Origin of the sequence: Paraburkholderia sp. BR14374, from assembly GCF_040948685.1 — a bacterium.
In the GTDB taxonomy this organism is placed as follows: Bacteria; Pseudomonadota; Gammaproteobacteria; order Burkholderiales; family Burkholderiaceae; genus Paraburkholderia; species Paraburkholderia youngii.
On record NZ_JBFPKF010000005.1, the window covers coordinates 418,773 to 435,188 of the forward strand.

Below are 16,416 nucleotides of genomic sequence, written 5' to 3' on the forward strand. Positions count from 1 at the left end.
CCTTTAGGGTGCCCAACTTTGCATGTTGTCGATAACCACGCCGTTGAATTCCACGTCTCCATCGTCATGCCAGATTACGTTGTTGTCGCCGCGCAATTTGTTGTACTGCTTCATAGCGTGAAGCATGCCGCTGAACGTGTTTTGCTTGTATCCAAGCATCTTCGCGGCATAGCGTGGGTTATTGGTGCTCGCGGCGAGTTCAACGACATCGCCGCTCAACGCATCAGGCATATACTCAAACGGCTGCGGGTCGCCGAGCAGCGTTGATGCGCCTCTATCCGCAGCCCTGGCTGCGCGCGCAGCGGCTAACTGGGCTTGCCAGGTGGCCGGATCATACTGGACGGACAGAATGGCTTCGCCATCCGGGTGACTGCCGGTCCTCGCTACGGGATTTCTTAACGGCGTGCTGCTGTAGGGTGACGGAAACAGGCCATTACGCGGACCTCTAATGGCAAGCAGTTTGCCCCGGCGAACCTCTCCGAGAAGAGCAACGATGACCCACCAGCCATCGGTGTCAGGGTTGCGGTGCCGCGCGCTATGGAAAAACAGCCAGCCACTCTTCTGGATACGCCTGACCAGTTCCCGGTCCTCCTCCCACTTCCTGTGATTCAGTTCGGCAATCTCAAGAAATTCCCGGGTCTCCGCCCTGGCCTTCTGACGGTCTGCGGCCTTGCCAAGGCACGCTTTATAGTGCCACTCGTCACAGATGACATAGCAGGCCCCCGATGGCTGCTGGCAGAACAGCTCCACGGAGCGCATCTCAAATACGGACAGGGACATAGGTGTGTCGTTGGTCTATCTGAAGTCGCTGCCGGAGTTGACAGCAGTCAGATAATTACCGTGCGACAGGCAGTCCGTACATGGGCGACCGCCCAAAATCTCCTTGGCTTTCGATGAAAGAGAAAAGCCTCCGCAGGAACATTGCGATGTTTCGCGCCCGTAGTGTGGTCGCTGACTGCACTCGCGCAGCGGATCATCGGGATACGAAAAACAAAAACCCCGTAAGTCGCTGAACTTACGGGGTTTTTCTTGAAAGACTGGCGGAGGCGGTGAGATTCGAACTCACGGAAGGATTGCTCCTTCGCCGGTTTTCAAGACCGGTGCCTTAAACCACTCGGCCACACCTCCAAGCCGCGAATTGTAACCTGAAAAGACTTCGCTGCCGAGCCCAGGCGACCCGGCATCACTGCGGGTCTTTCAGGAATAGCGCCTGCAGGTCATTCAGGAACGCCTGCCCAAGCGGCGTCGGCGCAATCCGTTCGTGGTCGCGCGTAATCAGCTTGCGCCGTTCCGCTTCCTGCAACGCGGGTTCGATGGTCGTGATCGACAGACCCGTGCGCTCGATGAACCGATGCACCGGAAACCCTTCCACCAGGCGCAGCGCGTTCAGCATGAACTCGAACGGCAGATCGCGCGGCCCGACCTCGTGCTCTTCCTGCACGCTTGCCCCGGCCTTGGCCTGCTCGATGAACGTGGTCGGATGTTTGTAGCGCGCCTGACGCACGATGCGATTCGGAAACGACAGCTTCGTATGCGCGCCCGCGCCGATGCCGAGATAGTCGCCGAAACGCCAGTAGTTCAGATTGTGTTTGCTCTGCCGATGCGGCCGCGCATACGCGGACACCTCGTAGCGCTCGTAGCCGGCCTCGGCGGTGCGTTGATGAATCCAGTCCTGCATGTCCGCGGACGCGTCGTCGTCGGGCAGCGCGGGCGGGAACTTGGCGAACAGCGTGTTCGGTTCGAGCGTCAGGTGATACAGCGACAGATGCGGCGGTGCAAACGACAACGCCGTTTCCACGTCGGCCTGGCATTCGGCGAGCGTTTGCCTGGGCAGCGCGAACATCAGGTCGAGGTTGAAGTTGTCGAACGTGGTCGCGGCGACTTCGACCGCGTGGCGCGCTTGCGCCGCGTCGTGAATGCGGCCGAGCGCCTTCAGATGCGTTTCGTTGAAACTCTGGATGCCCACCGACAGCCGGTTCACGCCGCTCGCGCGAAACTGCGCGAACTTGTCGGCTTCGAACGTGCCGGGGTTCGCTTCGAGCGTGATTTCCGCGTCGGCGTCGAGGGGCAGCAAAGCGCGAATATCCGACAGCATGCGATCGAGCCCCGCCGCCGACAGCAAACTCGGCGTGCCCCCGCCGACGAACACCGTGTGCACCTGGCGGCCCCAGATCAGTGGCAAGGCCATTTCCAGATCGGCGCGCAGCGCGTCGAGGTAGTCGTTCTCCGGGAACGTCTCGCCCTTCCACTCGTGCGAATTGAAATCGCAATATGGGCACTTGCGCACGCACCACGGAAAATGCACGTACAGCGCAAGCGGCGGCAGCGACGTCAAACGGATGCCCCCCGGGGACGTGAATGCCTTGACGACACCGTTGCCGATGTCCGCCGGTGTCGATCGGATCGGAATCACGCTTCCTCCGACAGGCGAGCGAGCAGTTGCCGCAGCGCGATCGCGCGATGACTGCTGGCGTTCTTGACCGCCGGCTCGAGCTCGGCGGCGCTCGCGTTAAGCGAGGGCAGATAGAAGTACGGGTCGTAACCGAAGCCATGTTCGCCGCGCGGCGCGTCGAGGATTTCGCCATGCCAGCGGCCTTCGGCGATCAGCGGTTCGGGATCGTCCGCGTGACGCACGAGGGCGAGCACGCAGTAGTAATAGCCGCGCCGATCGCTCGCGCTCCGCAGTTCTTCGACGAGTCGCGCGTTGTTCGCCGCGTCGCTTTTCTCGCCGCCGGCGAGTTGCGCGAAGCGGGCCGAGTAGACGCCCGGCGCGCCGCGCAGTGCACGCACGCAAAGGCCCGAGTCGTCGGCGAGCGCGGGCAGGCCGGTCAGCTTCGCCGCGTGACGCGCCTTGGCGAGCGCGTTTTCGACGAAGGTGGGGTGCGGCTCTTCCGCTTCCGGTACATTGAGCGCGCCTTGCGGGATCAACTCGATGCCGGCCGCGCCGAGCAGCGCCGCGAATTCGCGCAGCTTGCCCGGGTTGTTCGACGCGAGCACGACTTTTTTCAACGGCATGCCCGACGTTATGCCGAGAGCATCGTTCCCGCCGCCGTCCTGACGAACCTCATTCACTGCTGCACTCCCAGCGCTTCTTTCTGCTTCGCGATCAGCGTGCTGATGCCGTCGCTCGCGAGATCGAGCAGCGCATTCATTTCTTCGCGCGAGAACGCCACGCCTTCCGCGGTGCCCTGAATTTCGACGAAGCCGCCCGCGCCCGTCATCACGACGTTCATGTCGGTGTCGCACTGCGAGTCTTCGTCGTAGTCGAGGTCGAGCACCGGCACGCCGTCGTACACGCCGACCGAAATCGCGGCGACGTAATCCGTGATCGGCGAGCTTTCGATGCGGCCCGTGGCGAGTAATCTGGCGACCGCATCATGCGCGGCGACGAACGCGCCGGTGATGCTCGCGGTGCGCGTGCCGCCGTCGGCCTGGATCACGTCGCAGTCGAGATTGATCGTGCGCGCGCCGAGCTTCTCGAGATCGAACACCGAGCGCAGCGCACGGCCGATCAGCCGCTGAATTTCCTGCGTGCGGCCGGTCTGTTTGCCGCGCGCGGCTTCGCGGTCGCTGCGCGTATGCGTGGCGCGCGGCAGCATGCCGTATTCCGCGGTGAGCCAGCCCTGGCCGCGATCGCGCAGGAACGGCGGCACGCTCTCGCTGACGCTCGCGGTGCAGATCACCTTGGTGTCGCCGAACTCGACCAGCACCGAGCCCTCCGCATGCTTCGTGTAGTGACGCGTGATGCGCACGTCGCGCAACTGGTTGGGCTGGCGGCAGCTGGGGCGTGGGGTGTCGTTGCTCATGTCGGAGTGTCGCGTTGAGTGCCGAAAGGCCGGAAGAGGGGCGGAGGAAAAACCATAATTTTACCGCCGATCGTATAGGGCGGTTGCCCATACGCATGGCACACAAGGTTGCGGGTGACGAGTGCCGCTTGAGCACGCGAGAGTCATCGTAACGACGAGCGGCAATCCGTACCATGAAAGCAGCCGCGTGCCGAGCCGCGTCCGTGCTCGCTCACGAGCGGATGGCGCCGCCAAAAATGGGATAATGCCGGTTCCCCGTCCCGCGTCTCGTACACGCCGGGCGAACCGCTTCTCAGGCCATCGTCGAACGCATGGCCGCAATCGCGAGATATACGATGATCTACAGCATGACTGGCTATGCGAGCGCCACGCGCGAACTCGTGGCGGCTTCGGGCACTGGCGGCGTCAGCGTGTCGGTCGAATTGCGCACGGTGAACTCGCGCTTTCTCGACCTGAACTTCCGCATGCCGGAAGACGTGCGCGTCGTCGAACCGACGCTGCGCGAAATGCTGATGAACAAGCTGTCGCGCGGCAAGGTCGACATTCGCGTGAATCTGCAGCGCAGCGAGCAGTCGGCGAACGCGGGCGCGATCAACCGCGACGCGCTCGCGGAACTCGCGCAGCTGGAACGCACGGTGCTCGACACGTTTCCGGAAGCCGGCCGTCTGCGTACCGGCGAAATTCTGCGCTGGCCGGGCGTGCTCGCCGAAAGCGGCATCGCGCCCGAGACGTTGCGCGATACGGTGCTCGCGTGCGGCAAGCAGGCCATTGCGGACCTGATCGACGTGCGTGCGCGCGAAGGCGCGCAACTGGCGACGATGCTGCTCGGCAACGTCACCGAAATGGAAACGATCGTCACGAAGATCACGCCGCTCGTGCCCGAGCTGATCGCGCGGCATCAGCAGAAGATCGTCGAGCGTCTGCAGGAAGCGCTCGGCATCGCCGCGCCGGATGCGGCCGTGACGATCGTGTCGCGAGAAGAGATCAACGAGCGGATTCGCCAGGAAGTGACGATGTACGGGATTCGCATCGACATCGCCGAAGAGCTGTCGCGCCTCGCCGCGCACCTGAACGAAACGCGTCACGTGATCGAGAAGGGCGGCAAGGTCGGCAAGCGGCTCGACTTCATGATGCAGGAGCTGAACCGCGAAGCGAACACGCTCGGTTCGAAGGCGGCGGCGAAGGAACTCGCGGATTCGTCGATGACGCTGAAACTACTGATCGAACAGATGCGCGAGCAGGTACAGAATCTCGAATAAGGCTGGAGCACTACACATCATGACCGACCATCATCCACGCGAAGCCGGCGGGCCGCGCCATCCGTACGCCGGCGCCTATCCCGGCAATCTGTTCATGGTCGTCGCGCCGTCGGGCGCGGGCAAGTCGACGCTCGTGAACGCGCTGCTCGCGGGCGACGACGCGATCCGTCTGTCGATCTCGTACACGACGCGCCCGCCGCGTCCGAAGGAGCAGGACGGCGAGCACTATCACTTCACGACCGTCGAAGACTTCATGCGGCGTCACGATGCGGGCGAGTTCCTCGAAAGCGCGGAAGTGCACGGCAACTACTACGGCACGTCGCGCGTGTGGATCGAGGAGCAGATGAAAAACGGCCATGACGTGCTGCTCGAAATCGACTGGCAAGGCGCGCAGCAGGTGAAGAAGCAATTCCACAACGCGGTGGAGATTTTCATTCTGCCGCCGTCGCTCGAAGCGCTCGAAGAGCGCCTGAAAAAGCGCGGCCAGGACGAACCGAACGTGATCACGCGACGCCTGCTCGCGGCGGGCGGCGAGATCGCGCACGCGGCCGAAGCGGAGTACGTGGTGATCAACGAAAACTTCGATCGTGCGCTGGCTGAGTTGCAGTGCCTCGTCGGCGCGACGCGCTCGCGCTTCGCGTCGCAGTACGCGCGTCACAAGCAGCTTTTCATGCAGCTCGGCATCCACCTGCCGCACGCGTGAGCGCGGCGTGCCGTCAGGCACATAAGGTAGAATAAGCAACATACTGAGAAGGAACCCAACATGGCCCGCATTACCGTCGAAGACTGCCTCAAACAGATCCCGAACCGTTTCGAACTCGCGCTTGCCGCGACCTATCGCGCGCGTCAGCTCGCTCAAGGCCACACGCCGAAGATCGAAAGCCGCGACAAGCCCACCGTCCTCGCGCTGCGTGAAATCGCATCGGGTCAGGTCGGCGTCGAAATGCTGAAGAAGGTGCCGGTCTAAGGCGCACGGATTTTCGTTTTCGACTTGTCCGGTATTCGCCACACCGGATTGCTCAACGTGCAGAACTGTGTCCAACCCTGACCGCTACCGGAGGCGACCATGAGTGCTACCCCGCCCACCGCCACGGAAGCGGAACACGACACCGACGCGCCGTCGTCTGCACGCAAGTACATCGACGCGGTCCTCGAGCAATCGTTTCGTCATCTGTTCGGGCCGACCGCCACGCCGGAGCAGCCGCGTCGGCATGACGTCGTCTCCATCGCCAATCTGACGTCCGCGTTGTCCGGCTATCTGCCGCCGGAAGAAATCAAGGACATCAAGGCGGCGTTCCACTTCAGCGACGAAGCTCACCTCGGCCAGTATCGCCAGAGCGGCGAACCCTACATCACCCATCCGGTCGCCGTCGCGGAAATCTGCGCGGGCTGGAATCTCGACGCCCAAGCGATCATGGCCGCGCTGTTGCACGACGTGATGGAAGACCAGGGCGTGACCAAGGCGGAACTCGCCGAGCGCTTCGGCGCGAAGGTCGCGGAACTGGTCGACGGGTTGTCCAAGCTGGACAAGATGGAGTTTCGCAATCGCGAGGAAGCGCAGGCGGAGAACTTCCGCAAGATGCTGCTCGCGATGGCGCGCGACGTGCGCGTGATCCTCGTGAAGCTCGCCGACCGACTGCACAACATGCGCACGCTCGGCGCGGTGCCGCCGGAGAAACGTCGCCGCGTGGCGCGCGAAACGCTCGACATCTACGCGCCGATCGCTCACCGGCTCGGCCTGAACAATACCTATCGCGAGCTGCAGGACCTGAGCTTCGCGAATTTCAACCCGCACCGTTACGCGACGCTCGAAAAAGCCGTGAAGGCGGCGCGCGGTAATCGTCGCGAGGTGGTCGGCAAGATTCTCGAATCGGTGCAGCGCGCGATTGCCGAGGCAAAGCTCGACGCCGAAGTCACCGGTCGCGAGAAAACCATCTTCAGCATTTACAAGAAGATGCGCGACAAGCAGCTGTCGTTCTCGCAGGTGCTCGACGTGTATGGTTTTCGCGTGGTCGTCGACAGCGCGCTCGAGTGCTATACCTGCATCGGCGCGCTGCATGCGCTGTTCAAGCCTGTTCCGGGCAAGTTCAAGGATTACATCGCGATCCCCAAGGTGAACGGCTATCAGTCGCTGCATACCACGCTCGTCGGCCCGTTCGGCGCGCCGATCGAGTTTCAGGTGCGCACGCGCAAGATGCACGAGATCGCCGAGGCGGGCGTTGCCGCGCATTGGCTTTACAAGAACGGCAGCGCGGACCTGAACGACGTGCAGAAGCGCGCGCACCAGTGGCTGAAGTCGCTGCTCGACATTCAGAGCGAAGCGGGCGATTCGAGCGAATTCCTCGAGCACGTGAAGATCGACCTGTTCCCGGACGCGGTCTACGTGTTCACGCCGAAGTCGAAGATCATGGCGCTGCCGCGCGGCGCCACCGCGCTCGACTTCGCGTATTCGATCCACAGCGATCTCGGCAACCAGTGCGTCGCGGTGAAGATCAATAACGAGCTGTTGCCGTTGCGTACCGAACTGAAGAGCGGCGATATCGTCGAGGTCATCACGGCGCCGTATTCGAAGCCGAACCCCGCATGGCTCGGCTTCGTGCGCAGCGGCAAGGCGCGCTCGGCGATCCGTCATTATCTGAAGACGATGCGCCTGAACGAGTCGGTGCAGCTCGGCGAGCGTCTCGTCGATCAGGCGTTGAAGGCGTACGGCCTCGCGCTATCGGACGTGACGCCGGAAGCGTGGGAAAAGCTCGTGCAATGGACGGGCAACAAGAACCGTCAGGAAATTTTCGCGGACATCGGTCTTGGCCGGCGGGTCGCCGCGGTGATGGCCAAGCGCATCGAAGTGCTGATGAGCGGGCGCGACGCCGACGACGACTCGCGCTCCGAGTCCGGCTCGACGCCGCATGCGCCGCCGGTCGTCATCACTGGTACCGAGGGCATGTCGGTGCAGCTGTCCGCGTGTTGCCGTCCGATTCCGGGCGACGACATCATGGGCTATATCGGCATCGGCCTCGGCATGGCGATTCATACCACCGACTGCCGCGTCGCGCAGCGCATCCACCGGCGCGATCCGGGGCGCTGGATCGACGTTGCGTGGGCGCCGCAGCCGGGGCGTCTGTTCGATGTCGCGGTGAAGGTGCTGGTCAAGAACACCAAGGGCGTATTCGCCCGCGTAGCGGCCGACATCACGTCGGCGGACGCGAACATCGTCCATATCGCGATGGACGAAGATCTGTCGCAGGAATCCACGATTCTGCGCTTCGTGATTCAGGTCAGCGATCGTGTGCATTTGGCCAATGTGATGCGGCGCGTGCGCACGAATCCGGACGTGATGCGCATCACGCGTGAGCGGCCGAGCGAAGAAGGGCATCACCGCCACGAGGGCGGCATGCGTATCGACCGCGAGCGCGCGGATTACTGAGCGGCTTCCGGCTGGGCGTCGGCGCGGCCTGGACTGGCGGTTCACGCCAGTCTGGCATCTTTCGTGCGGCTCAGGATACAACTGAAGGCAAGTCTCACCTGAACCCCGGGGAGAACGCAGATGAACGTATCCGACCTCGCTGGCGTGGCGCTCGATTACTGGGTGGCGCGCAGCCTGCACGACTTCGTGCGCGAAATCTACTTTACCGATAGTGGCGAGACTGTTGCGATCCGCGGCAACGATCGTGGTCGTCCGTGGGACGGGCGCTTCACGCCTTGCGCGTCATGGGAAACGGCCGCCGTTGTGCTCGAGCGCGCGATGCGGCTCGATGTGCGCGAGCAGAGCGAAAAAGGCGCGTTGTGCGTCGCGGAGTTCAAGGGCGGACAGCGGGCCTCGGAGGGGAGCGGCGACTCGCTGCGCATTGCTTTGCTGCGGGCGTTCGTCGCGAGCCATTTCGGCGATACCGTCGATGACGTGCTGCGCGAGCGCCAGGCACTGACCGGCATGCGGGCCGAGACGATCAGCGAGCAGACGGTAGGCGGGGTCGTCGAGGACTTGCCGCACCCGGACGGGCAGATCGGGGATATCCAGTCGCCGCCGCGTTGAGTTGGCGCACGGTGCACGGTGTGCCAGAAAAACAAAGGGCCTTCCGATTGGAAGGCCCTTCATAGGTGGCGCGGCTGGCAGGATTCGAACCCACGACCCCTTGGTTCGTAGCCAAGTACTCTATCCAACTGAGCTACAGCCGCACGCAAAACGGTGATGCTTACTGCAAAAACCGGTGAAACCTGAGAACGCCCGGCAAGGAAGTTCTCGAATAAGGTGGCGCGGCTGGCAGGATTCGAACCCACGACCCCTTGGTTCGTAGCCAAGTACTCTATCCAACTGAGCTACAGCCGCACACAGAAACGAGATTATAGCCAACGGAATTGAAAAATGGAAGCCCATCACGGCGATTTGTGTCGCGGGCGCGATCGTGTAACCTCTTATCAGGTTGTTGCTAGCTGCTGTTAATGGACGATTATGAACAAGGCCTTTGTCAAAGAGTCGAGCGAGGACAACGACGACGATCTCGACGTCACCCAGCCCGACGTGCCTGCAGGCACCAAAAACTACATGACTCCCGCCGGTCATCGGCGTATGCGCGATGAGTTGCTGCATCTGATCGATGTCGAGCGGCCCGAGGTCGTCAAGCTCGTGTCGTGGGCGGCGTCGAACGGCGACCGCTCGGAGAATGGCGACTACATCTACGGCAAACGACGTTTGCGCGAAATTGACCGGCGCATCCGTTTCCTGACCAAGCGGCTCGATCTGGCCGAGGTCGTCGATAGCAGCCAGCAGGAAAACCTCGACCAGGTGTTCTTCGGCGCGACGGTCGACTATGCGACCGAGGACGGCGAAGAGCATAAGGTGACGATCGTCGGTGTCGACGAGGTCGACCTGGACATTGGGCACGTGAGTTGGATTTCGCCCATTGCGCGTGCGCTGCTGAAGGCCAAGGTCGGCGATACGGTCACGCTGTTCACACCGGCCGGCCCTCAGCCGATCGACATTCTCGACGTCAAGTACCCGCCACCTGATGCCGACCGCTAGGGCGCTGGCGGAGGAGCACGCAAAGTCTGGCGAAAGACCCCTTCGGCGCGAACATAAAAAAAGCGCCGCGAACGGCGCCTTCTCTACTGCCAGTCCTTGCGCGGTGCTTAGAAGCGGTGACGCAGACCAGCCGTTACAGCGACTTGCTTGTTGTTGCCCGAAGCGTTACCCACGCCATTGATAAAGGCGGGGACGATCGAGCCTTCGTTTGCTGCCTGATACACGCCTTGCAGGTACACGTCGGTACGCTTGGACAACGCGTATGCGGTCTGCAGGTCGACCTGGTTCCAGTGCACGTGCGTGCTGGACAGGTTAGCGCGGGTGTACGTGTATGCAGCGGCAACGCTGATCGCCGGTGTCAGAGCGTAACGAGCGTTACCCTCGAAATTCTGGAACTGGGCGCTGTTGGACGGGAAGCCGATACCGCCCGAGACACCCGATGAGCCCTGGCTGATGCCGACGAGGCCATGCAGGTTCGTCTGCGAGTACACGATGCCAACGGTTGCCGGGCCGAACGCGTAGTTGGCGCCTGCGCCCCATGTTTGCTGACGTTGCGCGAAGAACGTGTTGTCGCCCGATACTGCGCCACCCGAATTGAACGCTGCGGCCGCGCCGGTTGCGCCGTTGGCGTTCAGTTGCAAGTAAGCGGCCGCGACGTTCAGGCCACCCCAGTTGTACGATGCGCCCGCGCTGTATGCGCGGTTGTTCGCGAAGCCGCTAGCCTGGTTCGAAAAGCCGTACAACGCGCCGAACTTGAAGCCGCCGTAGTTCGCGCTCGTGTACTTGGCCGAGTTGTTGATACGGAACGAGTTGTTCAGGTTGTCGTTGTCGAACGGGTGGGCGAACTGGGTGCCGCCGTATTGCGTGCCGGTCAGCGCCAGCGGGCCGACGAAGTCGACCATGCTGTCATATTGACGGCCGAGCGTGACAGCGCCGAACTGGTCGCTCGACAGACCGACGAAGGCCTGCCGGCCGAACATACGGCTCTGCTGCTTGAGCGTGCCGTCGTTGATGCCAAAGCCGTTTTCCAACGTGAAGATGGCCTTCAGACCACCGCCGAGATCTTCAGCGCCACGCAGGCCCCAGCGGCTACCGTTCACCGAACCGCTCGTCATCGCAACGTTGGCGCCGTGCTGGGTAGCACTGACGCGCTGGTTATTCGTATAAGTAATCCCGGCGTCGATCAGGCCATACAGGGTGACGCTACTTTGCGCGTGCGCTGCCGTGACGAAAACGCCCGACAGGGCAGCGACCATGAGTGTCTTCTTCATTGATATAACTCCAAGAGCGAGAGAGGTATAAAACCCTGGCTTAGGAGACCTTCACGCGAGCGCTGCGAGAAGCGGAATCCGCGTGAGAAGCGCGCTGACCAGATCCGCGCCGGTTTCCGATTACGCAGAGTGTAGAGAGACACTTCCAGGAGTTGATGTTCCGATTTGCGCAATAAAGTATTACGCATCAAGAAACGATCGTGATTCGCCATTCCGGCCTTATGGATAAAGGCTTTGCGACGACTCGGCGGAATTGAGTGTCTGATTTTTCCTAAACCGCGTTGCTGATTCGCGACACCGAACGATGCGGAAAAACAACGGGAAGAGATGCGGAAGACGATTGTTGTTATTGCGGCAATACACGATTGTCAATTGTGTGAACAATCGAAATCGCATGCGACCGCTATACTTTAATTTCTGCTTTCCGAAGCAGACTTTTTCGTTGACGAAAAAGATCTCCAAACCTTTGTCAGCGCGACCTTCCAGTCGCGCTTTTTTTATGGCAGACGACCTTCGCGAACTGCTCTAGTGAGCGGGGGCGGTGCCTTCCGCGTCGTCCCAATCACCCTGCGCGGACACGCTCCAGTCTTCCATCACATAACGGCGCGCATCCATCGGCGAAGAGAGCAGGTTCTGCCAGTGGTCTCCATGCCACATCGGATCGAAGTCGAAAACCGTGGATGATTCCTCGGCTGCAGGTTGATCTGGTATGACCTTTGCATGCGAATGAGTTAGCCAGGCGATCAGACGGTGAATTTCCTGGAACATGACAACCTCCCGAAGCACATCGCTACAACTCATCTGAATCATGCGAGTCGGACTGCGCAGCAACAACTCGGATAAACACTTACGCAAAGATGGATTTTGTTACATCCGCATTGCATATTTGCGCAAATTTTTCCGTTTCCAGGCTGGGCTAAATCATTCCAGGTAAGTTTGACGAGTCAGCCTATATCCATGCGATTTTAAGCATTATCTTTTTATACGCTAAACGCATATGAAAAGTTTACTTGACGGCGATTCTGTGTTCCCCGTATAACGGCAAAGCCGAATTTGATTGGCTGTTTCTGGTTTTTGTCTTGATCAGATATGGGCAACTGAATCGGGGTTGGATCGATTCAAGGGCAATGCCCGCTTTGGATAAATCACCGAGGGAAAACAGGAAATGGAAACTGGTGTCGTCAAATGGTTCAACGATGCTAAGGGTTTTGGCTTCATTACGTCGGACGCGGGTGGCGAGGATCTTTTCGCCCACTTTTCGGAGATCCGTAGCGAGGGTTTCAAGTCGTTGAAGGAAAACCAGCGGGTGTCTTTTGAAGTCAAGACCAGCCCGAAGGGCAAGCAGGCGGCCAACATTCAGCCGCTGTAAGTGCGCTGCGCCGGGCGCGCCGCCCACGCAGTCGGGAGCGAAAAACCCTCGCGGTCGCGCGAGGGTTTTTTATTTCTATCCTCGAGATCTTCGGTAACTGCATGGTTCAGCAAATGCGCATTATTGTCGGAAGTTAATTTACTGAAGCAAAATTGGCTACGTCCGGATTAATGATTTAAGCGTCTGTGGGATATCTGCGCAAAATTGAGGGACCGCCGACCAGTTTCTGCCTGCGGACGGCGCTCAGTGTGGATGCGCACCGTCCAGCTGGTGCATACTTGCCGCAAATTCACGCATCCGAATCTCTTGCCCCATGTCTGAACTGCTTTCGCCGGAACCGGCGCTCGATGCACCCATCGTTTTCGTCGACCTCGAAACGACCGGCGGCTCGACGAGCGAGCACCGCATTACTGAGGTTGGCGTCGTCGAAGTCGGGCCGGCCGGCGTATCGCGCTGGAGCAGCCTCATCGATCCGCGGCAGCCCATTCCGTCGTTCATCCAGCAACTGACCGGCATCACGAACGATATGGTGCGCGGCGCACCGACGTTCGAGTCGATCGCGCCCGCGCTGTTCGAGCGCCTGAACGGCAAGCTGTTCGTTGCGCACAACGCGAGTTTCGATCGCGGATTTTTACGCAGCGAATTTCGTCGCGCGGGAATTGCGTTCGATCCGGACGTGCTTTGCACGGTGCGGCTGTCGCGCGCGCTGTTTCCCGGCGAAAAGCGCCATGGTCTCGATGCGCTCGTCGAACGTCATGCGCTGGTGCCGTCCGACCGTCACCGCGCGCTCGCCGACGCCGATCTCATCTGGCAGTTCTGGCAGCGTCTGCCGACGCTCGTACCGCTCGAAGCGCTGCGCGCGCAGATCGAGCGCACGACGCGTCGCTACCGGCTCGCCGGCGACATCACCGAAGACCTGCTCGACACCGCGCCGGCAGGCTGCGGCGTGTATGCGTTCTATGGCGAAGGAGATGCACCGCTGTATGTCGGCCGCAGCGTGCGCGTGCGTCAGCGGCTGCGCTCACATCTGACCGGCGAGCGGCGTTCGTCGAAGGATATGCGGCTTGCGCAGCTGGTGCGGCGCGTCGAATGGCGCGCGACTGGCGGCGAACTCGGCGCGATGCTCGCGGAGGCGCAGTGGATCGCGACGCTGCGGCCGGGCCACAACCGTTTGCCGCGCGTGACGAAGAGCGATCCCGCGAGCGCGCCGTGGCCGTTCGAGGGGCCGATCGTTTTCGAGGAGCGTGAGGACGCGCAGCGCATCTTCCACGTGGTCGATCGCTGGCGATACCTCGGGCACGCGCCGTCGCTCGTGCAGGCGGCGCAACTGCATGCGTCGACACTGGCGGGGTCGTTCGAACTCTCGACGTACCGTATCCTGCAAAGCCATCTGGCTCGTGGTCTGCGCGTGATGCCGTTGAGCGTATCGCGTGACACTCCGGAGTCGAGCATCGTCTTGTGACGCCTATGCAGCGTGCGCTCGTGGTAGCGTTGGCGGAATCAGCCGGTCGCGCCAACTCCACCGGTCTCGCACACGTGACCTAGCGCGCGCGTCATCGCGCTCGAATGCGCGGAGTCATAGCGCGTCAGCGTTTTCCAGTTAGCCAGCGATTGCGCGACGCGCGACGGGCAATCGTCCGCTGCGCGCAGCGGCTGCACGCGCGCCAGACTCGCCATCAACGATTGCGTCAACTTGTCGAGCTGTGGTCGCGTGCTGGTTGCAAGATCGGGTGCGGGACCTTGCGGTGGCTGCGTGCTGCGCCATTTCGCGAACAGCGCGTTCTGCACGTCTTTGCTCGCATCGATCTGGTCCTGGAAGAACGCGCGCGCGAACGCCGGGTCGACGTTTGCCGCCGCAGCGCGCTTTTCCACATCGGCGAGCAGCGCGTTTTCACGCGGCGTATCGGTGATCGGCTGGTGGTTCGCCCATTTCCAGCGCGCGACCGGCTCGGCGAGCGCAAGGCGCTGCGAAACCAGTGCGATCAGGTTCGTGAGCGCGGTGTCGTCACCATCGGCAAGGGCGGGGGCGGGCGAGAAAGCGACGGTGGCGGCGATGGCGAGCGCGCATGACGCGCCGAAGCGATGCAAACGATTCATGAAGTGGACTTGGCCGGGCGGCCGTTGACGGAAAAACCAGAAGAATAAATGATGCCCGGCAAACCTCGCGCGCCGGGCCACTTTACACATGTTGTCGGATAGGAAATTGGTGCGTGAAGGACGCGCGTATTCGTACGCCCGAGCCGGGTAGCCTAGTGTAGCTGCTGTGATCAGGCGAACTGAGCCAGCGTCCTGACGGAGGTGTCGGACGCGTAATGAGGGCGCGAGTACTCACCGCGCATGATATCAACGAGCGCGAATGCTGCGCCGCGCCAGTGGTCCGTTACTTCGGATCGCACGACTTGCGTTGTTCGTCGAAGAAAGCGCGAACATGCTCGGGCAGCTCGGCTCCCAAAAACTCGACGGCCACAGGTTCCGGATCCGGGTAAAAAACCTTGTCCGGGGTCGGAATCTTCGGTGGTTTGGCATCCATGATCTTTCTCCTTTGCGAACCGATTATCGCCCTCGTTCCCCGCATGGCACCAGTGCCCGATGCGAGTCATACATACTCTGTTGCTTTAACGGCACAAGCCGACACGTCAGCAGAGGGATTGAATAAACTTTATCGTCTAACTATCGCTTGGGTTTCTCGATCGGCCTGATCCGCTTAATGCCCGGCGTGAAATCACCTCGATCCGGCTCCCTCCGCCATTCGCCCTCGCGCCTTGCCCCACGTGGGTTTAAGCACGTTCGATCGATATTTCCCTGCCCTGCATTTGACGTTCTCGTGTGAAAAACACGCGACAAATTTGTGCATTGCCGCATCGGCAGTATTTTCGCGTTTTCTGAATTGACGTTCCTAATTTGCCGATTGCATAACTGCGTGCCTAATACTTGGTAAACGGCACATTCCGCGCCGCGTTGACCGGACCAACCGTTGTTTACAGATTTTTGTCGGTAATTAATTGCTGACAGTTGGTTGGCATACTCATTCCCGAATTGCTGTGACAAAAGGAGCGCATTTGGCGACCTGCCGAACATATGCGATCGCGCTTTCCTATGATTGAAGCGACTACCGATGTTTCGACGTGCGTTGACAGACGGACTCGCGACGCGCGGAGCGGATCATGACGTTCTTCATATTGGGGGAGAGGTTGCCGATGGAAAACGCTGTCTACTGGAGCGGACGTCAGGTCGGCATCGAGTGCGCCGGCAGGATCTTGTGGTTCGCGTCGGCACCCGCGCAAGCGATAGCCGCATTCGGCGCGCCCGAGCAGCCGACCCCACAGGCCGATACTGTCGCTGCGCGGAACCTCGCGATGCCACGGTCATACGACCCGCTCCACGTTCCCGACTAGGCTGGCCCGCGCGCACCGCGGTAGAGAACGTGCTGCTCGTCCACGCACGGGGTCTCTGGGCAGGCTCAGCAGGAGCTTCGTGTCGTGGTCGATCAGCGCCGAATGGCATTGCCGGCTACTGTCTGTGTGGGCTCGTCAAGGAAATGGGAGGTCGGCAACGTCTTGCGCGACGGCAAAACAAAAAGCCCAGTCACGAGGACTGGGCTTTTTGCTTGAAACTTGATGGTGCCGGAAAGAGGAATCGAACCCCCGACCTTCGCATTACGAATGCGCTGCTCTACCGTCTGAGCTATTCCGGC

At 61.3% G+C, this 16,416-nt stretch carries 17 protein-coding genes and 4 tRNA genes; 9 read left to right on the forward strand and 12 right to left on the reverse strand.

What is annotated here, in order from left to right:
• Positions 1 to 3 precede the first annotated feature (3 nt).
• The 5 genes from AB3X86_RS15105 to rph form a co-directional block, all read right to left on the reverse strand.
• Positions 4 to 780 carry a hypothetical protein gene (locus AB3X86_RS15105; protein ID WP_368596559.1) on the reverse strand — a complete coding sequence of 259 codons (777 nt, stop codon included), beginning with the start codon at positions 778 to 780 and terminating at the stop codon, positions 4 to 6.
• Between the two features lie 258 nt (positions 781 to 1,038).
• Positions 1,039 to 1,128: transfer RNA gene (locus AB3X86_RS15110), tRNA-Ser, on the reverse strand.
• Between the two features lie 55 nt (positions 1,129 to 1,183).
• Positions 1,184 to 2,413 (reverse strand): radical SAM family heme chaperone HemW, encoded by a 1,230-nt coding sequence (hemW, locus tag AB3X86_RS15115; RefSeq protein ID WP_368596560.1) that lies wholly within the window; start codon positions 2,411 to 2,413, stop codon positions 1,184 to 1,186.
• Complete coding sequence (rdgB, locus tag AB3X86_RS15120) at positions 2,410 to 3,015, reverse strand: RdgB/HAM1 family non-canonical purine NTP pyrophosphatase (protein WP_368596677.1); 606 nt, start codon at positions 3,013 to 3,015, stop codon at positions 2,410 to 2,412. Before rdgB ends, hemW begins: the two co-directional genes overlap by 4 nt.
• A 53-nt stretch (positions 3,016 to 3,068) precedes the next feature.
• Positions 3,069 to 3,806 (reverse strand): ribonuclease PH, encoded by a 738-nt coding sequence (gene rph, locus AB3X86_RS15125; RefSeq protein WP_368596561.1) that lies wholly within the window; start codon positions 3,804 to 3,806, stop codon positions 3,069 to 3,071.
• 335 nt (positions 3,807 to 4,141) lie between these two features.
• On the opposite strand from rph, the gene AB3X86_RS15130 reads away from it, so the two are divergent.
• The 5 genes from AB3X86_RS15130 (at position 4,142) to AB3X86_RS15150 (ending at position 9,095) form a co-directional block, all read left to right on the forward strand.
• Positions 4,142 to 5,065, forward strand: coding sequence for a YicC/YloC family endoribonuclease (locus AB3X86_RS15130; RefSeq protein ID WP_368596562.1), 924 nt, complete (start codon positions 4,142 to 4,144; stop codon positions 5,063 to 5,065).
• Positions 5,066 to 5,084: 19 nt separating this feature from the next.
• Complete coding sequence (gene gmk, locus AB3X86_RS15135) at positions 5,085 to 5,768, forward strand: guanylate kinase (RefSeq protein ID WP_368596563.1); 684 nt, start codon at positions 5,085 to 5,087, stop codon at positions 5,766 to 5,768.
• Between the two features lie 60 nt (positions 5,769 to 5,828).
• Positions 5,829 to 6,032, forward strand: coding sequence for a DNA-directed RNA polymerase subunit omega (gene rpoZ / locus AB3X86_RS15140; RefSeq protein ID WP_008921215.1), 204 nt, complete (start codon positions 5,829 to 5,831; stop codon positions 6,030 to 6,032).
• A 99-nt stretch (positions 6,033 to 6,131) separates the two neighbouring features.
• Positions 6,132 to 8,489 carry a bifunctional (p)ppGpp synthetase/guanosine-3',5'-bis(diphosphate) 3'-pyrophosphohydrolase gene (locus AB3X86_RS15145; RefSeq protein WP_368596564.1) on the forward strand — a complete coding sequence of 786 codons (2,358 nt, stop codon included), beginning with the start codon at positions 6,132 to 6,134 and terminating at the stop codon, positions 8,487 to 8,489.
• A gap of 120 nt (positions 8,490 to 8,609) precedes the next feature.
• The gene (locus AB3X86_RS15150) at positions 8,610 to 9,095 is read left to right on the forward strand and encodes a phage protein NinX family protein (protein ID WP_368596565.1); all 486 of its coding nucleotides are present in this window, start codon (positions 8,610 to 8,612) and stop codon (positions 9,093 to 9,095) included.
• Between the two features lie 66 nt (positions 9,096 to 9,161).
• Here AB3X86_RS15150 and AB3X86_RS15155 read toward each other — a convergent pair.
• Together AB3X86_RS15155 and AB3X86_RS15160 are read right to left on the reverse strand one after the other, a co-directional pair.
• Positions 9,162 to 9,238 (reverse strand) — tRNA-Arg (locus AB3X86_RS15155).
• Between the two features lie 74 nt (positions 9,239 to 9,312).
• A tRNA-Arg gene (locus AB3X86_RS15160) sits at positions 9,313 to 9,389 on the reverse strand.
• A gap of 123 nt (positions 9,390 to 9,512) precedes the next feature.
• Between AB3X86_RS15160 and greB the strand changes: the two genes are divergently transcribed.
• A complete protein-coding gene (gene greB / locus AB3X86_RS15165) occupies positions 9,513 to 10,082 on the forward strand; it encodes a transcription elongation factor GreB (protein ID WP_176105325.1) in 570 nt (189 codons plus the stop codon).
• Between the two features lie 107 nt (positions 10,083 to 10,189).
• Here the strand turns inward: greB and AB3X86_RS15170 are convergent, their stop codons facing one another.
• Both AB3X86_RS15170 and AB3X86_RS15175 read right to left on the reverse strand, forming a co-directional pair.
• Positions 10,190 to 11,353 (reverse strand): porin, encoded by a 1,164-nt coding sequence (locus tag AB3X86_RS15170; RefSeq protein ID WP_176124397.1) that lies wholly within the window; start codon positions 11,351 to 11,353, stop codon positions 10,190 to 10,192.
• 525 nt (positions 11,354 to 11,878) lie between these two features.
• The gene (locus AB3X86_RS15175; protein WP_368596566.1) at positions 11,879 to 12,121 is read right to left on the reverse strand and encodes a hypothetical protein; all 243 of its coding nucleotides are present in this window, start codon (positions 12,119 to 12,121) and stop codon (positions 11,879 to 11,881) included.
• A 397-nt stretch (positions 12,122 to 12,518) separates the two neighbouring features.
• Between AB3X86_RS15175 and AB3X86_RS15180 the strand changes: the two genes are divergently transcribed.
• Positions 12,519 to 12,722: a cold-shock protein gene (locus AB3X86_RS15180; protein ID WP_013090197.1), complete on the forward strand. Its 204-nt coding sequence runs from the start codon at positions 12,519 to 12,521 to the stop codon at positions 12,720 to 12,722.
• Between the two features lie 313 nt (positions 12,723 to 13,035).
• Positions 13,036 to 14,184, forward strand: a complete 1,149-nt coding sequence (locus tag AB3X86_RS15185) for an exonuclease domain-containing protein (RefSeq protein ID WP_368596567.1) — start codon at positions 13,036 to 13,038, stop codon at positions 14,182 to 14,184.
• A 38-nt stretch (positions 14,185 to 14,222) separates the two neighbouring features.
• On the opposite strand, the gene AB3X86_RS15190 is transcribed toward AB3X86_RS15185, so the two are convergent.
• Together AB3X86_RS15190 and AB3X86_RS15195 are read right to left on the reverse strand one after the other, a co-directional pair.
• On the reverse strand, positions 14,223 to 14,819 hold the full coding sequence (locus tag AB3X86_RS15190; protein WP_184226343.1) for a chorismate mutase: 597 nt from the start codon (positions 14,817 to 14,819) through the stop codon (positions 14,223 to 14,225).
• A 283-nt stretch (positions 14,820 to 15,102) separates the two neighbouring features.
• Positions 15,103 to 15,252 carry a hypothetical protein gene (locus tag AB3X86_RS15195; RefSeq protein ID WP_008921206.1) on the reverse strand — a complete coding sequence of 50 codons (150 nt, stop codon included), beginning with the start codon at positions 15,250 to 15,252 and terminating at the stop codon, positions 15,103 to 15,105.
• 667 nt (positions 15,253 to 15,919) lie between these two features.
• On the opposite strand from AB3X86_RS15195, the gene AB3X86_RS15200 reads away from it, so the two are divergent.
• The gene (locus tag AB3X86_RS15200) at positions 15,920 to 16,117 is read left to right on the forward strand and encodes a hypothetical protein (protein WP_368596678.1); all 198 of its coding nucleotides are present in this window, start codon (positions 15,920 to 15,922) and stop codon (positions 16,115 to 16,117) included.
• A gap of 223 nt (positions 16,118 to 16,340) precedes the next feature.
• On the opposite strand, the gene AB3X86_RS15205 is transcribed toward AB3X86_RS15200, so the two are convergent.
• Positions 16,341 to 16,416, reverse strand: a tRNA-Thr gene (locus AB3X86_RS15205).

Bases quoted from the DNA above. Each gene is read 5' to 3' on its own strand.
- AB3X86_RS15105 (WP_368596559.1), bottom strand. From the start codon at position 780: ATGTCCCTGTCCGTATTTGAGATGCGCTCCGTGGAGCTGTTCTGCCAG.
- rdgB (WP_368596677.1), bottom strand. From the start codon at position 3,015: ATGCCGTTGAAAAAAGTCGTGCTCGCGTCGAACAACCCGGGCAAGCTG.
- rph (WP_368596561.1), bottom strand. From the start codon at position 3,806: ATGAGCAACGACACCCCACGCCCCAGCTGCCGCCAGCCCAACCAGTTG.
- AB3X86_RS15130 (WP_368596562.1), top strand. From the start codon at position 4,142: ATGATCTACAGCATGACTGGCTATGCGAGCGCCACGCGCGAACTCGTG.
- gmk (WP_368596563.1), top strand. From the start codon at position 5,085: ATGACCGACCATCATCCACGCGAAGCCGGCGGGCCGCGCCATCCGTAC.
- rpoZ (WP_008921215.1), top strand. From the start codon at position 5,829: ATGGCCCGCATTACCGTCGAAGACTGCCTCAAACAGATCCCGAACCGT.
- AB3X86_RS15145 (WP_368596564.1), top strand. From the start codon at position 6,132: ATGAGTGCTACCCCGCCCACCGCCACGGAAGCGGAACACGACACCGAC.
- AB3X86_RS15150 (WP_368596565.1), top strand. From the start codon at position 8,610: ATGAACGTATCCGACCTCGCTGGCGTGGCGCTCGATTACTGGGTGGCG.
- greB (WP_176105325.1), top strand. From the start codon at position 9,513: ATGAACAAGGCCTTTGTCAAAGAGTCGAGCGAGGACAACGACGACGAT.
- AB3X86_RS15170 (WP_176124397.1), bottom strand. From the start codon at position 11,353: ATGAAGAAGACACTCATGGTCGCTGCCCTGTCGGGCGTTTTCGTCACG.
- AB3X86_RS15175 (WP_368596566.1), bottom strand. From the start codon at position 12,121: ATGTTCCAGGAAATTCACCGTCTGATCGCCTGGCTAACTCATTCGCAT.
- AB3X86_RS15180 (WP_013090197.1), top strand. From the start codon at position 12,519: ATGGAAACTGGTGTCGTCAAATGGTTCAACGATGCTAAGGGTTTTGGC.
- AB3X86_RS15185 (WP_368596567.1), top strand. From the start codon at position 13,036: ATGTCTGAACTGCTTTCGCCGGAACCGGCGCTCGATGCACCCATCGTT.
- AB3X86_RS15190 (WP_184226343.1), bottom strand. From the start codon at position 14,819: ATGAATCGTTTGCATCGCTTCGGCGCGTCATGCGCGCTCGCCATCGCC.
- AB3X86_RS15195 (WP_008921206.1), bottom strand. From the start codon at position 15,252: ATGGATGCCAAACCACCGAAGATTCCGACCCCGGACAAGGTTTTTTAC.
- AB3X86_RS15200 (WP_368596678.1), top strand. From the start codon at position 15,920: ATGGAAAACGCTGTCTACTGGAGCGGACGTCAGGTCGGCATCGAGTGC.